Source organism: Actinomadura darangshiensis, assembly GCF_004349235.1.
Taxonomy (GTDB): Bacteria; Actinomycetota; Actinomycetes; order Streptosporangiales; family Streptosporangiaceae; genus Spirillospora; species Spirillospora darangshiensis.
Window position 1 is genome coordinate 17977 of sequence record NZ_SMKY01000017.1, and the last position, 21389, is coordinate 39365.

A 21389-nucleotide genomic window follows, 5' to 3' on the forward strand; every position below is an offset into this window, starting at 1 on the left:
CGGCTCCGCCGGGCCGCCCCTGCCGGGGCTCAGATTCCTCCCCGGCTTGAAGGCCCGGGCATCCTCTGGAGGCACAGGTGAACGTCAACGCAGACGCTGAGACCAGCACGCGCGACCGGCGGGCGGAGGTGCGGCGGCTCATCGAGGCGATGGAGCACGCCAAGATCATCAGCGACGGCCACTTCTCCGCGCTCGGCATGCTGATCACCGACGCCTCGCTCGGCGCCGACGAGCCCGCCCTGGTCGAATGCCAGGACGGGCTCCAATGGCTGCACCGCCACTACCTCGACGTCGCCGCCCTCGACGGCCCGCAGCGCGAGCAGCGCGGCCGCATCCTCGGGCTGATCGACGTGGTGCACTGGGCGCTGAAGCGGCTCCCGTCCGGCCTCCAGCTCGCCCTCCAGCCCGACGGCCACGCCGCCCGCTTCCTCGTCGCGGTGTTCCGCCGCCAGGGCCTGTCCAACCAGCAGCTCGCCGCCGAGCTCGGCACCGACGAGACCGAGATCAGCCGCGTCGGCCGCAGGCTGCTGTCGGCGGGCGTCGTGTGGCGCCGCAAGGAGTGGCGGCAGAACGCCTGGGACCTCACCCCGCGCGGGCGCCACTACCTGGAGGCGTCCGGCCTGCTCGCCGACGCCTAGCGCGCGAGCAGGGTGATCAGGCGGGCGAGGCCGTCGTCGCCGTGGCCTTCGGCGACCGCGCGGTCGAACAGCTCGCGCAGCGCCGGGAGGTGGCCGGGGTCGACGCCCTGGTCGCGGCTCGTCTCGATCAGGCCGGGGAACGCCACCTGGCTCGTCGCCACGCTGGAGACCGCGGTGCCGAAGTCGCCCTCGTCGACGGCGCGGGCCTGCTCGGGGAACGACGCCATCATCGCGGTCAGCCACGCGGTCGCCATCGGCTCGAACGTCGTGGCCGGGATCTTCTCGGACCGGACGAGCGCCACCGCGTGCTGGAAGCCGGCGATCATCCCGTACATCGCGTCCAGCAGCGCCAGGTCGAACAGCGGCGCGAGACCGGGGTCCGCGCCGAGGAACTGCGGCCTGCCGAGCACCGCGAGGGTTTCGCGGTGCTCGCCGAACGCCTCGTCGTCGCCGCTGTAGAGGACGAGCGCCCCGGGCCGCCCGATCATGGGCGGGACGGCCATGATGCCGCCGTCGACGTACCGGCCGCCGTTCCCGGTGACGCGGCCGGCGAGGTCGCGGGCCTGCCGGGGCGTCCCGTTGGTGAGCTGGACGATCGTCCGCCCGGCCAGGGCGTCGCCGGTCAGGATCTCCTCGGCGTTGGCGTAGACGGACAGGCACACGATCACCAGCGGGCTCGCCGAGATCGCCTCGGCCGCCGTTCCGGCCTTCATCGCGCCCTTGGCGACCAGGGGCCCGGCCTTGGCGGGTGAGCGATTCCAGACGGTGACGGTTCGGCCGTCCTTGAGGAATGCCTCGGCTAGAGCGGCGCCCATCAGGCCCAGGCCGAGGACGGTCACGGATGTCTTCATGCCGGTTCTCCTTCGCTAGGGCTCCAGCCTGCGGCGGACGGGTTCGGGAAAGGTTCGGGCCGCATTACGGTGGGCATATGCGCTTCGGGGTCCTCGGTCCGCTGGAGGTGCGGACGGAGGACGGCCGGGAGGTCCGGGTCGCCGACCGGAAGGTCCGCGTGCTCCTGGCGGACCTCCTCGCGCACGCGGGAGAAGTGGTCTCCGCCGACCGGCTCATCGACGACCTGTGGGGCGTCGACCTGCCCGCCGATCCGGTGGCGACCCTCCGGGCCCGCGTCTCGCAGCTTCGCCGGACGTTGGAGGACGCCGAGCCCGGCTCCCGGGCGCTGGTCGAATCGCGTCCGCCCGGCTACCGGCTGGCCGCGCGAACCGACGCGCAGACCTTCGCCCACCTGACCGAGCAGGCGATGGCAGACCCCGACGCGGCGACCCGCGCCTCGCTCCTGACCGACGCGCTGGCGCTGTGGCGAGGCCCCGCGTACGCCGACTTCACCGACGCGCCGTTCGCGCTCGCCGAGATCCTGCGCCTGGACGAGTTGCGTCTCGCCGCCATGGAGAGCCGCGCCGAGGCTCGATCGGAGTCGGGCGAGGACGCGGCGCTGGTGGCCGAACTGCGCGGGCTTGTGGACGAGCACCCGCTACGAGAACGTCTCCGTGCCGCGTACATGCGCGCGCTCTACGGCGCGGGCCGTCCCGCCGAAGCCCTGGCCGCGTACGACGATCTGCGTGTCCGGCTGCGGGACGAACTGGGCCTGGACCCGGCCCCCGACCTGGTGGCATTGCAGACGGCCATTCTCCGTCGCGAACCCGTGTTCACCGGGACGAGCGGGAACCTGCCCGCTGACGTGACTCCTCTCATCGGCCGGGACGAAGCCGTGCGCGAGCTGACCAGGTTGCTGGACGAGGCGCGCCTGGTGACGCTGCACGGGACGGGCGGCGTGGGCAAGACGCGGCTCGCCGTGGCGGTCGCGCGCCGGCTGCACGCGGCCTGGCTCGTACCGCTGGACGAAGGGCTGGATGCGGGGGCGTCCATCGACGACATGGCGTCGTTCGTGGGCGGAGTGCTGGGGCTGCGCGACGATGCGGGCTCCGGTGAGAGTCCAGCCGGGAGGCTCAGCGAGGCTCTGCACGGGAAGCGGGCGCTGCTCGTCCTCGACAACTGCGAGCATGTGACCGACTCGGCCGCACTGCTCGCCGCCCGACTCCTGCGGGACGTTCCCGACCTGCGCGTCCTCGCCACGAGCCGGGAGCCGCTCGCGATCTCGGGTGAGCGGCTCTGGACCGTCCCACCCCTGAACTCCCGCGCTGCCGCCCGGCTGTTCGCGGAACGGTCGGGCATCCCGGCCGGCGCGGCGGTCACGGCGATCTGCGACCGGCTCGACGGCGTCCCGCTGGCACTGGAACTGGCGGCCACCCGTGCGCGGGCGCTCGGCGTGGACGAACTGGCCGCGCGGCTCGACGACCGGTTCCGCCTGCTCTCGTCCGGCACACGGGACGCCCCGGCCCGCCAGCGGACGCTCCGCGCGCTGATCGACTGGAGCTGGGAGCCCTTGGACGAACGCGCACGGGCGGTACTGCGGCGGTTGGCGATCCACGCGGGCGGATGCACCCTCGAAGCGGCGGAAGCGGTCTGCGGCGCCGAGGTGGAGGTGCTCGCGGACCTCGTCGACCGGTCGCTCGTCGTCGCCGGCAACGGGCGCTACCGGCTGCTGGAGTCGATCGCCGCGTACTGCGTCGAACGCCTTCACGAGGCGGGCGAGTACGAGGAGACGCGCCACCGCCACGCCGCCTACTACGCGGGCCTCGCCGAACGCGTCGACCTTCGCGGTCCTGCCCAGAGGGACGCGTTGAGGCAGCTCCGCGCAGAGACCGGCAACATCCGCGTCGCCCTCGACGGCGCCGACCCTGACCTCGCGTTGCGCTTGGTGAACGCGATGGGGTGGGCCTGGTTCCTGTGGGGACGGCCGGGCGAGGCGCGCCGAGCATTCGAGCGTGTCCTGTCCGTCTCCACGGCGAAGTCCACGGCCAGAGCCCGGACCTGGCACACCGCGTTCACCATGCTCGACGGCGACGGCGCCGACCGGGACGAGCGCGTCCGCTACGCCCTGGCCTCGGACGACACCGCTTGGGCGCGCTGGTTCCTCGGGTTCGTCCGCGCCGGGTTCGGCGATCTGGACGCGATCGGCGACCTGACGGCACGCGCGCTCGCCGGATTCCGAGCGGACGGTGATGTCTGGGGCGAGGCGGCGGCACACGCGACCCAGGCCGCCCAGGCCCTGTCCGCCGGCGACCTCGACCAGGCGAGACGATCCGGAGAGCGCGCCCTGGACCTGTTCGGCAGGACCGGCGACCGCTGGGGACGTCTCCAGGCCGCCGAGACCCTCGGCCTCCTAGCCGAGGTGACGGGCGAATACGCCCGCGCGCGAGAACTGCACGAGCGCGGCCTGCGCGATGCCGAAGAGTCCGGCCTTTGGACGGAGGTCTCCGCCCGCCTGTCCCGCCTCGGCCGCGTCGCCCTGCTCGAAGGCGACCCCGACCAGGCCGACGACCTGCACGAACGCGCCAGGCGGCTGGCCGTCCGCGAGTCGCACAAGCGGATGGAGAACTTCGCCGACATCGGCCTCGCCCTGGCGGCACGCCGCCGCGGACGCCTGGGCGAGGCCGAGACCATCCTCCGCCGCTGGCTCGACTGGTGCCGCGACGTCGACGGCGCCCCCGGCCTCGCCTTCCTCCTCGCCGAACTGGGCTTCATAGCCGAACTCCGCGGCGAGGCGGACGAGGCCCTCGACCTCCACACCGAGGGCCTCGCAGCGGCCCGCGCGACCGGCAACCCACGCGCGATCGCCCTGGCCCAGGAAGGCATGGCAGGCGCGCATTCCCTCGCAGGCCGTCCCGACGAAGCCGCAAAGTCCCTGGCCGCCGCGTCCGAGGCCCGCGAGGCCGCCGGCGCCCCCCTCCCCGAAGCCGAGCGCGGCGACGTCGACCGGATCAGGGCCCGGCGCGCCTGGTGACGGTCAGCGGCAGGGCCAGCAGCATCACGGCGGCGGTCAGCGCGAAGGCGGCCGGGTAGCCGGTCTGGGCGGCGGCCACGCCGAATGCGGCGCCGCCGACGCCCATGCCGCCGTCGTAGCCGACGTTCCACAGCGCGCTGACCGTCCCGTAGCCGGAGGCGGGGGCCCGCTCGAACATCACGGCGATGCTGGCGTTCTGCACGACGCCGAACCCGCAGCCGAACAGCAGCATCGCGGCGAAGACGGCGGCCGTGTCGGGCACGAGGAACAGCAGGGCGATCCCGGAGGCGGCGACGACCACCGCGGGTGGCAGCAGCCGTCCGGCGCCGTACCGGTCCCCGGCCCGTCCCGCCCACCAGCGGGTCAGCGTCGCGGCCGCCGGCTGGACGAACAGGGCCGCCGCCGCGACGCCGCCGCCCGGGACGGCGTCCGGCAGGAACGTCACCAGGATCCCCGCCGCCATCGCGGCCGCGGCGAACGCGAGGGTCGGGCGCATCAGCGCCGCCGACCGCAGCCCCGCCGCGATGCCGAACGGCCGGTCCGCCGACGAGGACGACGCGTGGGCGACGTGGCGGGGCAGGCCGGGCAGGATCGCCAGCGCGGCGAGCGACACCACCGACGCCGCGACGAACACCGGTGTGTAGCCGACCTGACCGGCGAGCCACACGCCGAGCGGCAGCGCGAGCACCGACGGCACCCCGGCCACCATCCCGAACAGTCCGAGGCCCTCGCCGCGCCGCTCCGCCGGGACGAGCTCCGCGACCAGCGCGTTCGTGGCGACGACGGTGACCGCGAAGCCGAGCCCGCGCACCAGGCTCACCGCCGTGATCATCGCCATGCCCTGCGAGAAGGGCAGCGCGAGCGACGGCAGCCCGAGCAGCAGCAGGCCCGTCCCGAACACCCGCCGGTACCCGAACCGGGCGAGCAGCCGGGGCAGCGCCAGCTCGGCGAGCACCGTCGTCAGCATCAGCGCGCCCGTCGCGACGCCCGCGCCGACGCCGCCGGCCCCGCCGGCCGCCGCGTACATCGGGACGACCGAAAGCAGCAGGAAGAACCCCGTCAGCGTGCTGAAGGTGGCCGCGAACACGAGCGCGAGGGACCGACTCACCAAGCGCGGACGCGGGTAGCGGACGGTATTCTCCCGCTGTAGCGTCTCGCGCTCGCTCATGGCCATGACATTAGTTGAATCCTCCCCTCCCTAACGGGAAGGGGATTCCCTCCCGTTATGGGGTTCGCGGGGATTTCCGGCTCAGGTCGCCTCAGAGCCCGGCGGGCTCTCAGGTCTTACACCCTCGGCACCGGCCGGGACGAAACCTGCCCGGACCAGCATCACATGCGCGGAGTTCTTGTCCCGGGGACGAGACACCCCACACCTCGTGCAGGAGTACGTGCGTTCCGACAGTGGCAGTGCGTGCTTGGTTCTCGCTCCACACGATGCACAATCGGTAGTGGTATTCCTGGGGTCGACCAGCACGATCAGCCGACCGTGCTTGCGCCCCATGTCGATCAGTTCGCGTTTGGCGGCGCCGATCGCCGCGTCGGCGGCCTTGCGCGACATCGTCGAGCGCGCCAGAAACCTGGGCCGGAAGTCCTCCACCGCGATCCGGTCATGGTCACGCACGACTTGCTTGGCCCATTTGCGGGCCGTGTCCTGGCGTTGCCGCTGCACCCTCTTGTGCAGCCGGGCGGCTCGGCGCGCGGCGCGCTTATACCCCTTAGACCGGGGGATGCCCTTGAGGGTACGGCGGCGGGCCATCTGCCGCTGATACCGAGCCAGCTTCGCAGCGGCCGTCTTGCCGTGCTGGGGGTGCGGAAGATCGTGGATGTCGCTGGTGGTGGTCGCCAGCTCCTTGACACCCCCGTCGACCCCGATCGCCCTACCGGTGACGGGCAACGGCTCGACCTGGGCGGGGACGACGAAGGAGGCGTACCAATTGCCGAGGCTGTCGCGGTACACCCGCACCGACGACGGCTCGGCGGGCAACTCCCGCGACCACACCACCCTCACCCCGATGCCGCCCGCCAGCAGCAGGCGACGGTTACGCATCCGGAACCCCCGCCGGGTGTAGTTCAGCGTCGGATTCGCGAGGCCCCGCTTCTTCAAGCGTGGCATCTCCACACGCTGCCGCATCGGCAGCCGCGCCTGGATGTCCTTGATCGCTTTCGCGCGCGATCGGCCGAAGTCCCGGATGATCTGCTGCTGCGGCACACTCGCACCCCGACGTAACCAGCCGTGCGCGGCGCGCCAGCCGGTCAGCTTCCGGTCCAGCGCCGCCGGGCCGATCTCCTCTCCCGCCAGGTTGGCGGCACGAGATTCGACGACGCACTGGTTCCACACCCAGCGACACCGATCCCACTCCCGCAACAGGGCCTTGTGGGTGCGGCCGGACAGACGCAGACGGTAGGTGTACCGGGCGACACCCGGCTCCCCATTCGTCTCTGTCCGCAGCATGCGATGACCCTACCGCATGCCTTCGAACTGGTGAGCGAAACGGTCAGATCTCGACTTCGGCGACCTCGGCGAGACCGCCGTCCGGGACGGGATCGCGGCGGTGGCCGGCCTCCTCGCTTATTGAGTTGATTGCTAATAACGGCGCCTCGGCATGTGACAGGACTTCATTCCGCGCGTCACGCCCCCTGGGACACAGTCGTCAGCATTCGGTTTCCAGCCCACCCCTGGAGCGAGAATGCGCTTTCGTGCCCTCCTCACCACCGCGGCGCTAGGGGCCGCGCTCGGCGTGCCCGCCGCCGCGCCGCCCGCGATGGCGGCACCGCCGGGCTGCACGGCCACCGACGCGGACATCTACGCGGCGGCGCCGGCGGCGGTGCCGGGGAACCCGGGCGACCTGCTCGCCTGCCGCCCCGCGAAGCTGACGAACATCCCCGGCGACGTCCCGATGAAGGCGTGGAAGGTCCGCTACGTCTCGACCGACGCCAAGGGCGCCAAGAACGTGGTGACCGGCACGGTCGCGGTCCCGGACGCGGCCTGGACGAAGGGCGGCTCCCGCCCGACCGTCGCGTTCAACCCCGGGACGCTCGGCTCCGGCCAGCAGTGCGCCTTCTCCAAGCAGCTCGCGGGCCAGTACGTCGACATGTACGAGGGCGCGAACCTGACCCTGTTCCTCAAGGCCGGGTACGCGGTCGCCGCGACCGACGGCGTCGGCTACCTGAACGGCCAGGTCCACACGTACATGGTCGGCGCTAACGCCGGGCACGCGCTGCTCGACATCGTCCGGACGTCCCGCCAGGTCCCGGGCGGCACCCTCACCCCTGACGGCAAGGTCGGCATCTCCGGCTACTCCGAGGGCGGCGCCGCCGCGCTGTGGGGCGCGCAGCTCGCCGCGTCCTACGCCCCCGAGTTGGACGTCGCCGGTGCGGCGGCGGGCGGCGTGCCCGGAGACCTGAAGGTGACCGCGAAGCAGCTGAACGGGAGCCTGTTCGCGGGCTTCCTCGCCGACGCGCTCGTCGGCCTGCACGCGACCCACCCGGAGATGCCGTTCGACGAGCTGATGAACGACCGGGGCAAGCAGGCGATCAAGGACGTGGGGTCGAACTGCCTGTACGGGACGCTCGCCGTCTTCCTCGGGGCGAAGGTCGAGAACTTCTCCACCGACGGTCTGTCGCTGGACCAGATCTACGCGCTCAAGGGGCCCGGCGGTGTGACGTGGGGCGACATCGTCGACCGGCAGAAGCTCGGCGCCGGCATCGGCACCCCGTCCTCGGCCGCGAAGTACAAGATCGGCTTCCCGGTGTTCCAGTACCGCGGCTGGCTGGAGGAGATCATCCCGCACGAGACCGAGGACGCCACCCGCCAGGCGTACTGCAAGGCCGGCATCAGCACGACGTGGAAGAACACCTACCCGGCCGAGCACCTGTCCACCGACTGGGGAGCGGCCGGGGACGTGACGAACTTCCTCGGCGACCGCTTCGAGGGCAAGCCCGCCCAGGGCAACTGCTGAACCGCATCCCCACCACCATCGAACGAGGAGTCCTGAACATGACAGCGGGCGTCGCCGACGTCGGCAGCCGAACCCCGCAGCCGGACATCTCGGGCACCGTCCCGTTGCCCGAGCGCATCGCGGTCGTGGTGTTCGTGGTCGGGCCGATCATCGGCCTGCTGAGCACCGTCCCCATCCTGTGGGGCTGGGGGATCGGCTGGAGCGACGTGGCCATCTTCGCGTTCCTGTATCCGCTCAACGCGATCGGCATCACGGTCGGCTACCACCGGCACTTCACGCACGGCGGCTTCAAGGCCAAGCGCTGGCTGCGGATCGCGCTCGCGATCCTCGGCGGCCAGGCGATGCACGGCTCGGTGATCCGCTGGGTCGCCGACCACCGCCGCCACCACAAGTACGCCGACCAGGAGGGCGACCCGCACTCGCCGTGGGCGTACGGGCCCGGCGTGTGGGGGCTCACCAAGGGCCTCTACCACGCGCACATGGGCTGGCTGTTCAGCAAGGACCGCACGTCCCGCAGCAAGTACGCGCCCGACCTGCTCAAGGACTCCGACATCCGGTTCCTGTCGCTCGACCCGGTCTACGCCGTGATCGTCGTCTCGACGTTCCTCGTCCCGATGGGGCTCGGCGCCCTGCTGACCTTCTCGTGGCACGGCGCCGTCACCGCGCTGTTCTGGGCCGGGGTGATGCGCGTCTTCGTCGGCGACCACATCACGTTCTCGATCAACTCGATCTGCCACGTGTTCGGCAAGGAGGACTTCAGGACCCGCGACAAGGCCCGCAACGTGTGGTGGCTGGCGATCCCGTCGTTCGGCGAGTCCTGGCACAACCTGCACCACGCCGACCCGACCTGCGCGCGGCACGGCGTCCTCAAGGGCCAGCTCGACATCAGCGCCCGGGTCATCTGGGCCTTCGAGAAGCTCGGCTGGGTCTGGGACGTCCGATGGCCCGACCACGAGCGCCTCGCAGGCCGCCGTGTCTCCGGCAAGAGCGTCACCAGCACCGGAAGTGAGACATGACCGACCTCCCCGCACTCGACCGGACCCCGCTGATCGAGCGGCTCGCCCGGTTCGCCAAGGACTTCCCCGGCGACCGCGCCTACACGTTCATGGACTACATGACGGATCCGGACGGCGTCGCCACCGACGTCACCTGGGGCGAGCTGGACCGGCGCGCCCGCTCCGTCGCCGCCGCCATCCGCCGCGCGACCGGGCCCGGAAGCCGGGTGGCGCTGCTCGCCCCGCAGGACCTGCACTACGTCACCGGGTTCCTCGGTGCCATGTACGCGCGCGTCATCGGCGTCCCGCTGTTCTCCCCGGACCTGCCCGGCCACGGCGACCGGCTCCTCGCCGTCTACCAGGACGCCGAACCCGACGTCGTCATCACCACGAGCGCGTCGCTGCCGCACGTGCGGTCGTTCCTCGCCGACAACTCCGTCCGCGAGCCCGCCGAGGTCATCGTCGCCGACCAGGTGGACGGGACGCTCGACTGGACGCCGGAGCCGATCGACTCCGGCGACGTCGCCTACCTGCAGTACACGTCCGGCTCGACCCGCACCCCCGCCGGTGTGATCATCACGCACGGCAACTTCGCGACGAACGCCGAGCAGCTGTGGCGGACGTTCGAGGGCATCCCGCGCGAGTCGTCCGGCGTGAACTGGCTCCCGGTGTTCCACGACATGGGCCTGGTCACCACGGTCGCGCTGCCGCTGGTGTACGGGAACCCGGGCGTGATCATGGACCCGGTGGCGTTCATCATGCGGCCCGTCCGCTGGCTGGAGCTGCTCAGCGCGCAGAAGCACGCGTTCACCGGCGGGCCCAACTTCGCCTACGAATACCTCACCGCGCAGGTCACCGAGGAGGAGAAGGAGAAGCTCGACCTCAGCGGCGTGCAGGTCTTCATGAACGGCGCCGAGCCGATCAGGGAGAGCACGCTCAGCGGGTTCTACGAGGCGTTCAAGGACTGCGGGCTGCGGCCGGAGGCGCAGGTGTGCGCGTACGGCCTGGCCGAGGCGACCGTCTACGTGTCGGCGTCGTCCCGGTTCCGGGAGCCGACCCGGACCGCGTTCGACCACGAGGGGCTGCGCCGCGGCGTCGCCGAGCCGTGCGACGCCGGCGCGCCCGGCGCGATCCAGCTGATCGCCTGCGGGACGTCCTACGGCCAGCACGTCGTCATCGCCGACTCCGAAACCGGCGCCCGGCTCGCGGACGGCCAGGTCGGCGAGATCTGGGTGCACGGCCCGAACGTCGCCGCCGGCTACTGGGGGCGCCCTGAGGCCACCAAGGAAACGTTCGAGGCGGAGCTCAAAGGCTTTTCCGGGGGGTCTGGGGGGTCGTCCCCCCAGGAGGAACACGGCCCGGGCGATCTGCCGCGGCGTCCTTGGCTGCGCACCGGTGACCTCGGCGTCGTGCACGGCGGGGAGCTGTTCGTCACCGGCCGGATCAAGGACCTGGTCATCGTCGACGGCCGCAACCACTACCCGCAGGACATCGAGTTCACGGTGTCCGGCGCGCACAAGGCGATCCGCCGCGAGTACACCTGCGCCGTCTCCGTCGACACCGGCGACACCGAGGGCCTCGTCGTGATCGCCGAGCGGAACCGGCGGGTGCCGATCGCGCTGCTCGACCTGGACGAGGTGGCGCAGGCGGTGCGGACGGCCGTGAACCAGCAGCACGACCTGCGCGTCCACGACTTCGTGCTGATCGAGCCCGGCGGCCTGCCGCGCACCAGCAGCGGCAAGATCGCCCGGTCCGCCTGCCGCCTCGCCTACGTCGACGGCGGCCTCCCGGTCACCGAGCCGCGCTGAGCCGGGCCGAGCTGAATTCAGGGGCGCTCCCCGTCCGCGTCGTCGCGCAGCCAGACGGGGAGCAGCAGCATCAGCTCCAGCCGGATCGCCGGGTCCTCGATGTCGTAGTCGAAGATCTCGTGCAGCTGCGCGAGCCGGTACCGGACGGTCTGCGGGTGCACGCACAGCGCCTCGGCCGCGTCCGTGGCGTTGAAGCCGTGCTTGAGGCACTCCAGCAGCGTCATGGCGAGACGGGCGCCGCGGTGCGGGCCGAGTTCGGTGAGCGGTGCGAGCCGCCGCCGCGCCGCGGCCTCCGCCAGCGTCCAGCCCTCCTGCAGCAGCAGGTCCGGCACGTACCGGTCGGCGTGGACGAGGGTGCCGGACCCGTTCCGCGCGAGCCGCCCGGCCGCCATCGAGTCGAGCGTCCGGTGCGCCCAGTGCAGCGAGATCCCGGCCTGGTCGGCCGGCACCGGCGGGCCGACCGCGCCCGTCCAGCCGCGGAGGGTGGCGGTCAGCCGGTCGGGCCCGCCGGGACGGTCCGGGTCGGGCATGACCAGGCACGGCCGTCCCCGGTCCAGGCCGCTCAGCAGGAACGGCGGCAGCCCCGCAGGCCCCTCGCCGCCGCTGCCGGGACGCGGGCTCAGCACGATCACCGCCAGCCGCTCGGGCAGCGCCCAGCCGGCGAGGTTCGCCTGCTCGACGACGATCTCCTTCGGCGCGGGCGGGTCCGACAGCAGCAGGCTCAGCAGCCGGCTGCGGCGCTGCTCCCGCTCGCCCGCCGCCTTCTCCCGCGCCCGCGCGTAGCCCTGCGCGGCGGCGGAGGCCAGCAGGTCAAGGTAGGCGAAGTTCACCTCGGTCAACGCGATCGCCAGCTCGCGGGGCTTGGCCAGCCGCTCGGCCTCCCGCGACAGGTACCGCCAGGCCGTCCGGGACGCGACCCGCAGCGCGTTCTGCAGGTGCTCCAGGCTGCGCCCCTCCATCGCCTCGCCGTAGCCGATGTCGAAGAAGACCTGGTGGACCTCCTGCCAGGGCAGGTCGGGGTCGGCGATCATCTGCACGAAATGGCCCATTCCCTGCGCCACCGCGCCCCGCATCACCTCGATGTAGACGGGGTCGTCCGGCCGGGCGTACTCCGGGACGTGCCGAAGCACGCCGTCCACCATGGAGTCCACCAGGGCCGGGAGATGGGGGCGTATCCATTGCGCTTCTTCTCTGGGTACGTCGCGCCAAGGTTCCCCTGACAGGTCGTCGGTCGCGGCGGACCTCTCGTGCAGCTCCGTCAAAAGTGTCACCTCCATGAGCGGACACCCCGGGCCGCCAGGCTAAGTAGCGCACGTCACACAAGACACTCACATTAATGACAAGACCGCCTGATTCCTTGTCATGCCCCGAACGTCAGCAGTACGACGGCCACGCCCGCACCGCCGAGCCCGGCCGCTTGCGGCCAAGACAGCCGCTCGCGCAGCGCCGTGACGCCCAGCAGGACCGGTACGACCGGGTACAGCGACGACAGGACGACCGCGATCACGGTGAGCTGCTCGCGGGTCGCGAGGAGGTAGAAGACGAGGGCCGCCGCGGCGAGCCCGCCGTTCGCCGCCGACCAGAAACTCATCGCCGGGGACGGGAAACGCCGCTCGGACGGCCACATCATGGGCGCGACCGCGAGGACGGCCGCGACCCGCCCGGCCGCGACGGGCCAGGCCCCCGAGTCGTCGCCCGCCTGTGCCAGCGCGAGGTACTGGACGCCGATCCCGCCGCTGGCGACGAGCCCGTTGACGAGCGCCGCCCGCACCCGGCCCTGGTCGTCCGAACGCGACCGGGACACCAGCCAGAGCGCGGGCAGCACGACCGCGATCCCGGCCCAGGCCACCGGTGAAGGACGATCGCCGAGGAAGGCGACGCCGACGAGGACGGGCAGCGCGACCCCGCCGACCGCGCTGACCGGGACGACGACGCTCAGGTTCCCCTTGCTGATGCCCCGGTAGAGGAACACCATCGCCAGGCCCGTGCCGACCCCGGACAGCGCGCCCCAGCCGAGGTCGGCGGCGGCGATGCCGGTCGCGGGCATGAACAGCGCGGCGGCGACCGCGCACACGAGCCCGCCGGCCTGGCCGAGGAGGGCGACCGCGGCGAAGTCGGCCCGCCGCGACAGCAGGCCGCCCCAGACGTCGGCGACGCCGTAGAGCAGCGCCGAAGCCAGTGCCGGCAGTGCGCCCGTCACACGCCTCCCGCGTCTCGTTCGGCCTGGCCCACCGGGCAGACGGCGCCCGCTGTGCAGCATCGCCGGTCGCAGAGCCGGCACATCACCTCGGAGTCGCCGATCGCGTCGTAGAGGCGGGTCAGGAGCTTGGCGAGCAGGCCGGTGAGGGCCTCGCGCTCGGCCTCGTCCAGGACGGTCAGCACCCCGGCAAGCGGCGCGTCTCGGGCGGCCAGCATTCCGCGTACCGCTTCGGCGCCCTTCCCGGTCAGCCGCACGTGGACGACCCGTCCTGCGCCGCGGTGGCGCTCCACGAGCCCGGCGGCTTGGAGCCCGTCGACCATGCGCGCGGCGGCGGACTGCGTCAGCCCGACCCGCCGCCCCAGTTCGGTGACGCCGAGATCGGGCGCGTCCGACAGGACGATCAGCGCCGCCGCTCCGCTCGCGCTCACCTGTCCCGCGTCCGTGGCCCCGGCCAGGACGAGGTCGGTCACCGCCAGCGAGGCGGCGCCCAGCAGGTTCGCCAATCGTTCATGCATGACTCATGCATTATAGGGGATTCGTTTGCGTACGGCTCTGGCGGGTAGCGCAGCGCTCGGAGGTCGCCTGATGGATCGTGAAGCCGTGCCCGTCACAGGCGTGGACGGGCGGCGACGGATCGCCCGCACGGACGTCCTGCTCGCCGATCCGCGGCTCGCCGGGGCGGCCGGACGGCTCGGGCGCGGCGTGGTCAAGGCCGCGGTCGTCGCGGCCCAGCGCCGGGCCAGGAACGGCGAGATCCCGCCGGACGCCGTGGCGGACGCAGCGGTGAGTTCGCTGCCGGTGACCGCCGCCGGGCTCCGTCCCGTGCTCAACGCGACCGGCGTCCTCCTGCACACCAACCTCGGCCGGGCGCCGCTGTCGGAGGCGGCCCGGGAGGCCGTGGCCGTGGCGTCCGGCGCCACCGACGTGGAACTCGACCTGGAGACGGGGCGGCGGGCGAAGCGGGGCCGGTCCGCGCTGGCCGCGCTGCTGGAGCGGGTGCCGCAGGCGGAGGCCGCGCACGTCGTCAACAACGGCGCGGCGGCGCTCGTACTCGCCGCGACCACGCTCGCCCCCGGCAGGGAGATCGTCATCAGCCGCGGCGAGATGGTGGAGATCGGCGACGGCTTCCGCATCCCCGAACTGCTCGCCGCGACGGGCGCCCGGCTGCGCGAGGTCGGCACGACGAACCGGACCACGCCCGACGACTACGCCGCGGCGATCGGCGACGAGACCGGCTTCATCCTCAAGGTGCATCCGTCGAACTTCCGCATGACCGGCTTCACGCGGGGCGCCGGCGTCGCCGAGCTCGCCGGGCTCGGGGTACCGGTCGTCGCCGACACCGGCTCCGGGCTCCTCGCCCCCGAACCACTGCTGCCCGACGAGCCCGACGCCGCGTCCATGCTGAAGGCGGGCGCGCATCTGGTCACCGCCAGCGGCGACAAGCTCCTCGGCGGGCCGCAGTGCGGTCTCGTCCTCGGACGTGAAGACTTGGTGCGGCGGCTGGCGCGGCACCCGCTGGCCCGGGCGCTGCGCGTCGACAAGATGACGCTCGCCGCGCTGGAGGCCACCGTCCGCGGGCCGCGCACTCCGACGGAACTGGCCTTGCACGCCGATGCCGCGGCGCTGCGGGAGCGGGCCGGGCGGCTCGCCGCCCGCCTGCGGGACGAGGGGGTGGACGCGATGGCCGTGGACAGCGAGGCGGCGGTCGGGGGCGGCGGCGCACCGGGCGTCGTCCTGCCGAGCGCGGCCGTGTCGGTGCCCGAGCCGTACGCGGCTCGGCTGCGGCAGGGCGACCCGGCGGTCATGGGACGGGTCGAGGACGGCCGCTGCCTGCTCGACCTGCGCTCGGTGCCGCCCGGCCAGGACGAGGCACTGGCCGGGGCCGTCCGGGCGGCGGCGCGATGATGCACGTCGTCGCGACCGCCGGCCATGTGGACCACGGCAAGTCCACGCTCGTCCGCGCGCTCACCGGCATGGAGCCCGACCTGCTGGAGGAGGAGCGGCGCCGCGGCCTGACCATCGAGCTGGGCTTCGCTTGGACGACCCTGCCCCGCGGCGGCGACCTCGCCTTCGTGGACGTCCCCGGGCACGAGCGTCTCGTCACCACGATGCTGGCGGGCGTCGGCCCCGTCCCGGCCGTCATGTTCGTCGTGGCCGCCGACCAGGGCTGGCAGCGGCAGTCCGAGGAGCATCTGGCGGTCCTGGACGCGCTCGGCGTCCGGCACGGCCTCCTCGTCGTCACGCGCCGCGACCTCACCGACGAAGCAACGGCCGGCCAGGTCCGGGGCGAGGCGCTCGCCCACATCGCGGCCACCTCGCTCGGCGAGGTCGAATCCGTCATGGTCAGCGGTGCCACCGGCGACGGCCTGGACGAGCTGCGCACGGCTCTGGAACGGCTCGCCGGTTCGCTTCCAGGCCCTGACGGAGACGCCGACGTCCGGCTCTGGATCGACCGCGTCTTCACCATCCGGGGCAGGGGCACGGTCGTGACGGGCACGCTCGGCGCCGGGACGATCAGCGTCGGCGACCGCCTCACCGCCGGCGGCGACCCGCTCCGCGTGCGCGGCCTGCAAAGCCTCAAGCAGGACCACGAACAGGTCGGCGCCGTCGCCCGTGTCGCCGTCAACCTGCACGGGGACACCGGGGACATGGGTCGCGGCGACGCCCTGCTCACCCCGGGGCGCTGGCTCGGCGCCGACGTCATCGACGTCCGGCTGCGCGGCGACCCGGCGCAGGACCTGCCGCGCGAGCTGACGCTTCATGTCGGGTCGGCCTCGGTGCCCGTCCACGTCCGCCCGCTGGGCGAGGACACGGCTCGGCTGTCGCTGCGGCGCCCGCTGCCGCTGCGCGTCGGCGACACCGCCCTGCTGCGCGATTCCGGGCGCCACCGCGTCCCGGCCGGAGTCACGGTTCTGGACGTCCGCCCCGAGCCCTTCGCACGGCGCGGAGCGGCGGCGGCCCGCGCCCGAGTGCTGGCCTCGATGACCGGGAACCCGGACGGCGCGGACGAGCTCCGCCGCCGCGGCCTGATCACGCGGACGGACCTGGTCGCGATGGGTGTGCCGGCCCCGTCCGAACCGGTCGCGGGGGACTGGCTCGCCGACCCCGCCCACTGGGACGACCTGCGCGAGCGCCTCAAAGCGGCCGTCGACGAGCACGCCGCCGGGCACCCGGCCGACCCCGGGCTGCCCGCCGACGCCGCCCGCCGCGCCCTCGGCCTCCCCGACCGCGCGCTCGTCGAGGCGCTCGCCGGCGGTCTGACGCAGCGCGACGGCAGGATCTACGGGCGGACGACCGCGCCCGAACTGCCCGCGCCCGTCCGGAAGGCCGTCGACGCGGTCTGCGGCGACCTGAACGCGGCCCCGTTCCAGGCGCCGGACGCGGGCCGGCTCGCCGAGCTGGGCCTCACCCCGAAGATGCTCGCCGTCGCCGCCGCGACCGGAGCGCTCCTCAAGGTCGGTGACGGCATCGTCCTGCTGCCCGGCGACGACGCCCGCGCCGCCGCGCTGCTCGCGAAGCTCGGCGGCCCGTTCACGCTGAGCGAGGCGCGCCGCGCGCTCGGCACCACCCGCCGCGTCGCCGTCCCCCTCCTGGAGCACCTGGACGAGAAGGGCTACACGGTCCGGATCGACGAGCTCCGCCGCCGCTGCATCGAAAGGTCGCCATGAGGAAGAGGCTCACCCAGTATGCGCACGGCGGCGGCTGCGCCTGCAAGATCCCGCCCGGCGAACTCGAAGACGTCGTCGCCGGCCTCAACACGACCCCGCTCGCGCCCAACGCCGAACTGCTCGTCGGCCTCGACACCGGCGACGACGCCGCAGTGGTCCGGCTCCAGGACGGCCTGGCCGCCGTCGCCACCGCCGACTTCTTCACCCCGGTCGTCGACGACCCCTACGACTGGGGACGCATCGCCGCCGCCAACGCACTCTCGGACGTCTACGCGGTCGGCGGACGCCCCCTCGTCGCGGTGAACCTCCTCGCATGGCCCCGCGAGGTCCTGCCGTTCGACCTGGCACGCGAGGTGCTGCGCGGCGGCCTCGACATCGCGAACCAGGCGGGCTGCCACATCGGCGGCGGCCACAGCGTGGACGACCCCGAACCCAAGTACGGCATGGCCGTCACCGGTGTCGCCGACCCCGCCCGCCTCTTGCGCAACGACACCGGCAAGCCCGGCACGCCGCTCACGCTCACCAAGCCCCTCGGCATCGGCGTCCTGAACAACCGGCACAAGGCGACCGGCGAGGTCTTCGAGCACGCCGTCGCCACCATGGCCGAGCTGAACCGGGACGCCTCCGCCGCCGCACTCGACGCGGGCGCCGTCTGCGCGACCGACGTGACCGGCTTCGGGCTGCTCGGGCACCTCTACAAGATGGCCCGCGCGTCCGGCGTCACCGCCGTGGTCGACGCCGCGTCCGTCCCCTACCTGGACGGCGCCCGCGCGTCGCTCAAGGCCGGGTACGTCAGCGGCGGCACCCGCCGCAACCTCGACTGGGTCGCCCCGCACACCGACTTCGGCGCCACCGGCGAGGACGACCGGCTCCTCCTCGCCGACGCCCAGACGTCGGGCGGCCTCCTCATCGCGGGGGAGGTCCCGGGCGCGCCCGTCATCGGCGAGCTGGTCCCCGCCGGCGATCACCCGCTGGTCGTGCGTTAGACCTCGGTGCCGGTCTCGTCGGTGATGCCGGCCCGCTCCTGGTACTCGCGGACCAGCGCCCCGGCGGCGGCGCCGCGCGGCCGGCGGCCGGCGCGGATGTCGACCGTCAGCGCCTTCGCTTCCTGGATGTGGGTGTTCGGGTCCAGGGACAGATGCAGCAGCTCGTTCGCCGCGTCACCGGTGCTGTAGCCGTTCGGGCCCCAGTGGTAGGGCAGGCCGACCTGGTGGATCGTCCGGCCGTCCACGGTGAGGGGCCGCATCCGCTCGGTCACCAGGACCCGCGCCTCCACCACGGCCCGCGCGCTGACGATCGTGGCCCAGCCGCCGTTCTCCAGCCGCCGCTCGGCCGCCAGCTCCGGCCCCACCTCGCAGAAGAACTCCGGCTGCAGCTCCGCCAGGTACGGCTGCCAGCGCGACATGCCGCCCGCCGTGTGGTGCTCGGTGAGCCGGTAGGTCGTCGCCACGAACGGGTACACGTCCGCGCCCGGCTCGGCGCCGCTCGGCCCGTACCGGTTGCCCGGATGCGGCGCCAGCAGCTGCCGGACGGGGTTGCGCTGCTGCTTGTACAGCGGGTTCGTGAACGGCGACTCCTGCGGCTCGTAGTGCGTCGGCAGCGGACCGTCCATCAGCCCTGCCGGGACGTACAGCCACGCCTTGCCGTCCGCCTGCATGATGAACGGGTCGGTGCCGGCGAGCGCGTCCGGGCCCGTCGCGTCCGTGGGCGGCTCGTAGTCGGGTGGACGGTCGGCGATGAAGTCGGGCACGTCGTGGCCCGTCCACTTGCCCTCCTCGGCGTCCCACCAGACGTAGGCCTTGCGCTCGCTCCACGGCTTGCCGTCCGGGTCGGCGGACGCCCGGTTGTACAGGATGCGGCGGTTCGACGGCCATGCCCAGCCCCACTCGGGCGCCACCCAGTGCTGGTCCTTGCCGGGCTTGCGGCGCGCGGGCTGGTTCTCGCCGCCGGCGTAGCAGCCGCAGTAGATCCAGCAGCCGCACGACGTGGAGCCGTCGCCCTTCAGCTCCGTATAGGACGACAGCGGGTTCCCGTCGGCGTCATGCCCGTTGATCTCCGCCAGGACGGCCTCGGCGTCCGGCTCGTCCAGCGGGCCGTGCGTCGGGTAGTCCCACGTCAGGTCGAGGAGCGGCCGGTCCATCTCGTCGGCCGAGCCGGCCAGCTTCCGCCGGATGATGCGGCCCAGGTGGTACATGAACCACAGCTCGCTGCGCGCGTCCCCGGCGGGCTCCACGGCCTTGTGGTGCCACTGCAGCATCCGCTGCGTGTTGGTGAAGCTGCCGTCCTTCTCGGTGTGCGCGGCGGCGGGCATGAAGAACACCTCGGTGCCGATGTCCTCGGTGCGCATCTCGCCCGACTCGATCTCCGGGCCGTCCTTCCACCACGTCGCCGACTCGATCTGGGAGAAGTCGCGCACGACGAGCCAGTCGAGGTTCGCCATCCCGAGCCGCTGGATCTTGGCGTTGGCGGACCCGACGGCCGGGTTCTCGCCCATCAGGAAGTAGCCCTCGCAGGTCCCCTCGATCTGCGCCATCGCCGTCTCGTAGGTGCTGTGCGAGCCCGTCAGGCGCGGCAGGTAGTCGAAGCAGTAGTCGTTGTCCTCCGTCGCCGCGTCGCCCCAGTACGACTTCAGCAGGCTCACGGTGTAGGCCCGCATGTTGCCCCAGAAGCCCTTCTTCGCCGACTCGCCCTGCACGAACGCGTCCAGGTCCTCGTTGGTGTGCGCGTGCGGCATCGGGATGTAGCCGGGCAGCAGGTTGAACAGCGTCGGGATGTCCGTCGAGCCCTGGATGGACGCGTGGCCGCGCAGCGCCATGATGCCGCCGCCCGGACGCCCGATGTTGCCGAGCAGGCTCTGCAGGATCGCGGCCGTCCGGATGTACTGGACGCCGACCGTGTGCTGCGTCCAGCCGACCGCGTAGACGAACGCGGACGTCCGGTCCCGCCCCGAGTTCTCGGTGAGCATCTCGCACACCTGGAGGAACCTGTCCCGCGGGACGCCGCAGATCCGCTCGACCATCTCCGGCGTGTACCGCGCGTAGTGCCGCTTCAGCACCTGGAACACGCACCGCGGATGCTCCAGCGTCGGGTCCCGCTCGGGGTCGCCCTCGCCGATCGCCGCGCCGCCGGAGCCGTGCGCCTCGCCGCGCCCCGACTCCGCGACGGCCTCGACGCGCTCCTCGTACTCCATGTCGCGCTGGCCGGACGCCGCCTGGACCTCCATGCCCTCGTACTGCCACGTCGTGTGGTCGTAGCTGCGCTTGTCCGGGTTCAGGCCGGAGAAGACGCCGTCCAGGTCCTCGGTGTCGCGGAAGTCCTCGGACAGGATCACCGACGCGTTCGTGTACGGCACGACGTAGTCGCGGAAGTACTTCTCGTTCCCCAGCACGTAGTTGATGATCCCGCCGAGGAACGCGATGTCACTGCCCGCGCGCAGCGGGACGTGGGCGTCCGCGAGCGCGCTGGTCCGGGTGAACCGCGGGTCGACGTGGATCAGCTTCGCGCCGCGCGCCTTCGCCTCCATCACCCACTGGAACCCGACCGGGTGGCACTCGGCCATGTTCGAGCCCTGGATGACGATGCAGTCGGAGTTCTGCAGGTCCTGCTGGAAGGTGGTCGCGCCGCCGCGTCCGAACGAGGTTCCCAGACTGGGAACGGTGGAGGAGTGTCAAACGCGGGCCTGATTCTCGATCTGCACCGCGCCGAGCGCGGTGAACAGCTTCTTGATCAGGTAGTTCTCCTCGTTGTCGAGCGTGGCGCCGCCCAGGCTCGCGAAGCCCAGCGTCCGCCGCACCCGGAAGTCGTCCTGCTCCCACTGCCAGCCGCGCCGGCGCGCCTCGATCACCCGGCCGGCGATCATGTCCATCGCCGTGTCCAGGTCGAGCGGCTCCCACTCGGTGCCGTGCGGGCGCCGGTACAGGACCCGGTGCTCGCGGGCCGATCCGGTGGTCAGCTGCAGGGTCGCCGAGCCCTTCGGGCAGAGCCGCCCCCGGCTGACCGGCGAGTCGGGGTCGCCCTCGATCTGGGTGACCTTGCCGTCCTTGACGTACACGTCCTGCCCGCAGCCGACCGCGCAGTACGGGCAGACCGACTTGACGACCTGGTCGGCGGTGCTCACCCGCGCTTTGATCCGCTCGGTGCCCGCGCTCTTGGCCGCGGCTCCGCGTCCCAGTGGATCGTCGCCGGTGAACTGGCGGTAGACGGGCCATGACCCGATCCAGGTACGAACGCCCACGTCACACCGCCCTTCTCACCTTGGC

15 protein-coding genes are annotated in these 21389 nt (G+C 72.8%); 8 read left to right on the plus strand and 7 right to left on the minus strand.

The annotated features are described in order from the left end of the window. The first annotated feature begins 77 nt into the window (after positions 1-77). Positions 78-638 (plus strand): hypothetical protein, encoded by a 561-nt coding sequence (locus E1293_RS06260; protein ID WP_132194768.1) that lies wholly within the window; start codon positions 78-80, stop codon positions 636-638. On the opposite strand, the gene E1293_RS06265 is transcribed toward E1293_RS06260, so the two are convergent. Further along, positions 635-1489: an NAD(P)-dependent oxidoreductase gene (locus E1293_RS06265; RefSeq protein ID WP_132194770.1), complete on the minus strand. Its 855-nt coding sequence runs from the start codon at positions 1487-1489 to the stop codon at positions 635-637. The genes E1293_RS06260 and E1293_RS06265 overlap by 4 nt on opposite strands. Before the next feature lie 77 nt (positions 1490-1566). Here E1293_RS06265 and E1293_RS06270 point away from each other — a divergent pair, with 77 nt between their 5' ends. Next, positions 1567-4500, plus strand: coding sequence for an AfsR/SARP family transcriptional regulator (locus E1293_RS06270; RefSeq protein ID WP_132194772.1), 2934 nt, complete (start codon positions 1567-1569; stop codon positions 4498-4500). Here E1293_RS06270 and E1293_RS06275 read toward each other — a convergent pair. Then, complete coding sequence (locus E1293_RS06275; protein WP_132194774.1) at positions 4478-5668, minus strand: MFS transporter; 1191 nt, start codon at positions 5666-5668, stop codon at positions 4478-4480. The two genes, E1293_RS06270 and E1293_RS06275, sit on opposite strands and share 23 nt — an antisense overlap. Before the next feature lie 81 nt (positions 5669-5749). Next, positions 5750-6952 (minus strand): RNA-guided endonuclease InsQ/TnpB family protein, encoded by a 1203-nt coding sequence (locus tag E1293_RS06280; RefSeq protein WP_132194776.1) that lies wholly within the window; start codon positions 6950-6952, stop codon positions 5750-5752. Between the two features lie 235 nt (positions 6953-7187). On the opposite strand from E1293_RS06280, the gene E1293_RS06285 reads away from it, so the two are divergent. The 3 genes from E1293_RS06285 to E1293_RS06295 are packed head-to-tail and all read left to right on the plus strand — an operon-like array spanning position 7188 to position 11262. Continuing rightward, on the plus strand, positions 7188-8459 hold the full coding sequence (locus E1293_RS06285; RefSeq protein ID WP_132194778.1) for a lipase family protein: 1272 nt from the start codon (positions 7188-7190) through the stop codon (positions 8457-8459). A 38-nt stretch (positions 8460-8497) separates the two neighbouring features. Beyond that, positions 8498-9475, plus strand: coding sequence for an acyl-CoA desaturase (locus E1293_RS06290; RefSeq protein ID WP_132194780.1), 978 nt, complete (start codon positions 8498-8500; stop codon positions 9473-9475). Next, complete coding sequence (locus E1293_RS06295) at positions 9472-11262, plus strand: fatty acyl-AMP ligase (protein ID WP_132194782.1); 1791 nt, start codon at positions 9472-9474, stop codon at positions 11260-11262. The genes E1293_RS06290 and E1293_RS06295 overlap by 4 nt, the downstream gene beginning before the upstream one ends. 17 nt (positions 11263-11279) lie before the next feature. On the opposite strand, the gene E1293_RS06300 is transcribed toward E1293_RS06295, so the two are convergent. The 3 genes from E1293_RS06300 to E1293_RS06310 form a co-directional block, all read right to left on the minus strand. Continuing rightward, the gene (locus E1293_RS06300) at positions 11280-12533 is read right to left on the minus strand and encodes a PucR family transcriptional regulator (RefSeq protein ID WP_243716052.1); all 1254 of its coding nucleotides are present in this window, start codon (positions 12531-12533) and stop codon (positions 11280-11282) included. A gap of 89 nt (positions 12534-12622) precedes the next feature. Then, positions 12623-13462 (minus strand): EamA family transporter, encoded by an 840-nt coding sequence (locus E1293_RS06305; RefSeq protein ID WP_165978100.1) that lies wholly within the window; start codon positions 13460-13462, stop codon positions 12623-12625. Then, the gene (locus tag E1293_RS06310; RefSeq protein ID WP_132194788.1) at positions 13459-13977 is read right to left on the minus strand and encodes a MarR family winged helix-turn-helix transcriptional regulator; all 519 of its coding nucleotides are present in this window, start codon (positions 13975-13977) and stop codon (positions 13459-13461) included. The genes E1293_RS06305 and E1293_RS06310 overlap by 4 nt, the downstream gene beginning before the upstream one ends. Before the next feature lie 70 nt (positions 13978-14047). Here E1293_RS06310 and selA point away from each other — a divergent pair, with 70 nt between their 5' ends. The 3 genes from selA to selD are packed head-to-tail and all read left to right on the plus strand — an operon-like array spanning position 14048 to position 18116. Continuing rightward, positions 14048-15367 (plus strand): L-seryl-tRNA(Sec) selenium transferase, encoded by a 1320-nt coding sequence (selA, locus tag E1293_RS06315; protein ID WP_132194790.1) that lies wholly within the window; start codon positions 14048-14050, stop codon positions 15365-15367. After that, entirely contained in the window at positions 15364-17130 is a 1767-nt protein-coding gene (gene selB, locus E1293_RS06320) for a selenocysteine-specific translation elongation factor (protein ID WP_243716053.1), read from the plus strand. Before selA ends, selB begins: the two co-directional genes overlap by 4 nt. Beyond that, positions 17127-18116 carry a selenide, water dikinase SelD gene (selD, locus tag E1293_RS06325; RefSeq protein ID WP_132194792.1) on the plus strand — a complete coding sequence of 330 codons (990 nt, stop codon included), beginning with the start codon at positions 17127-17129 and terminating at the stop codon, positions 18114-18116. The genes selB and selD overlap by 4 nt, the downstream gene beginning before the upstream one ends. Here the strand turns inward: selD and fdh are convergent. After that, the gene (gene fdh, locus E1293_RS06330) at positions 18113-21364 is read right to left on the minus strand and encodes a formate dehydrogenase (protein WP_165978101.1); all 3252 of its coding nucleotides are present in this window, start codon (positions 21362-21364) and stop codon (positions 18113-18115) included. The two genes, selD and fdh, sit on opposite strands and share 4 nt — an antisense overlap. Positions 21365-21389: the final 25 nt, after the last annotated feature.

Bases quoted from the DNA above. Each gene is read 5' to 3' on its own strand.
- E1293_RS06265 (WP_132194770.1), bottom strand. From the start codon at position 1,489: ATGAAGACATCCGTGACCGTCCTCGGCCTGGGCCTGATGGGCGCCGCT.
- E1293_RS06270 (WP_132194772.1), top strand. From the start codon at position 1,567: ATGCGCTTCGGGGTCCTCGGTCCGCTGGAGGTGCGGACGGAGGACGGC.
- E1293_RS06275 (WP_132194774.1), bottom strand. From the start codon at position 5,668: ATGAGCGAGCGCGAGACGCTACAGCGGGAGAATACCGTCCGCTACCCG.
- E1293_RS06280 (WP_132194776.1), bottom strand. From the start codon at position 6,952: ATGCTGCGGACAGAGACGAATGGGGAGCCGGGTGTCGCCCGGTACACC.
- E1293_RS06285 (WP_132194778.1), top strand. From the start codon at position 7,188: ATGCGCTTTCGTGCCCTCCTCACCACCGCGGCGCTAGGGGCCGCGCTC.
- E1293_RS06290 (WP_132194780.1), top strand. From the start codon at position 8,498: ATGACAGCGGGCGTCGCCGACGTCGGCAGCCGAACCCCGCAGCCGGAC.
- E1293_RS06295 (WP_132194782.1), top strand. From the start codon at position 9,472: ATGACCGACCTCCCCGCACTCGACCGGACCCCGCTGATCGAGCGGCTC.
- E1293_RS06310 (WP_132194788.1), bottom strand. From the start codon at position 13,977: ATGCATGAACGATTGGCGAACCTGCTGGGCGCCGCCTCGCTGGCGGTG.
- selA (WP_132194790.1), top strand. From the start codon at position 14,048: ATGGATCGTGAAGCCGTGCCCGTCACAGGCGTGGACGGGCGGCGACGG.
- selB (WP_243716053.1), top strand. From the start codon at position 15,364: ATGATGCACGTCGTCGCGACCGCCGGCCATGTGGACCACGGCAAGTCC.
- selD (WP_132194792.1), top strand. From the start codon at position 17,127: ATGAGGAAGAGGCTCACCCAGTATGCGCACGGCGGCGGCTGCGCCTGC.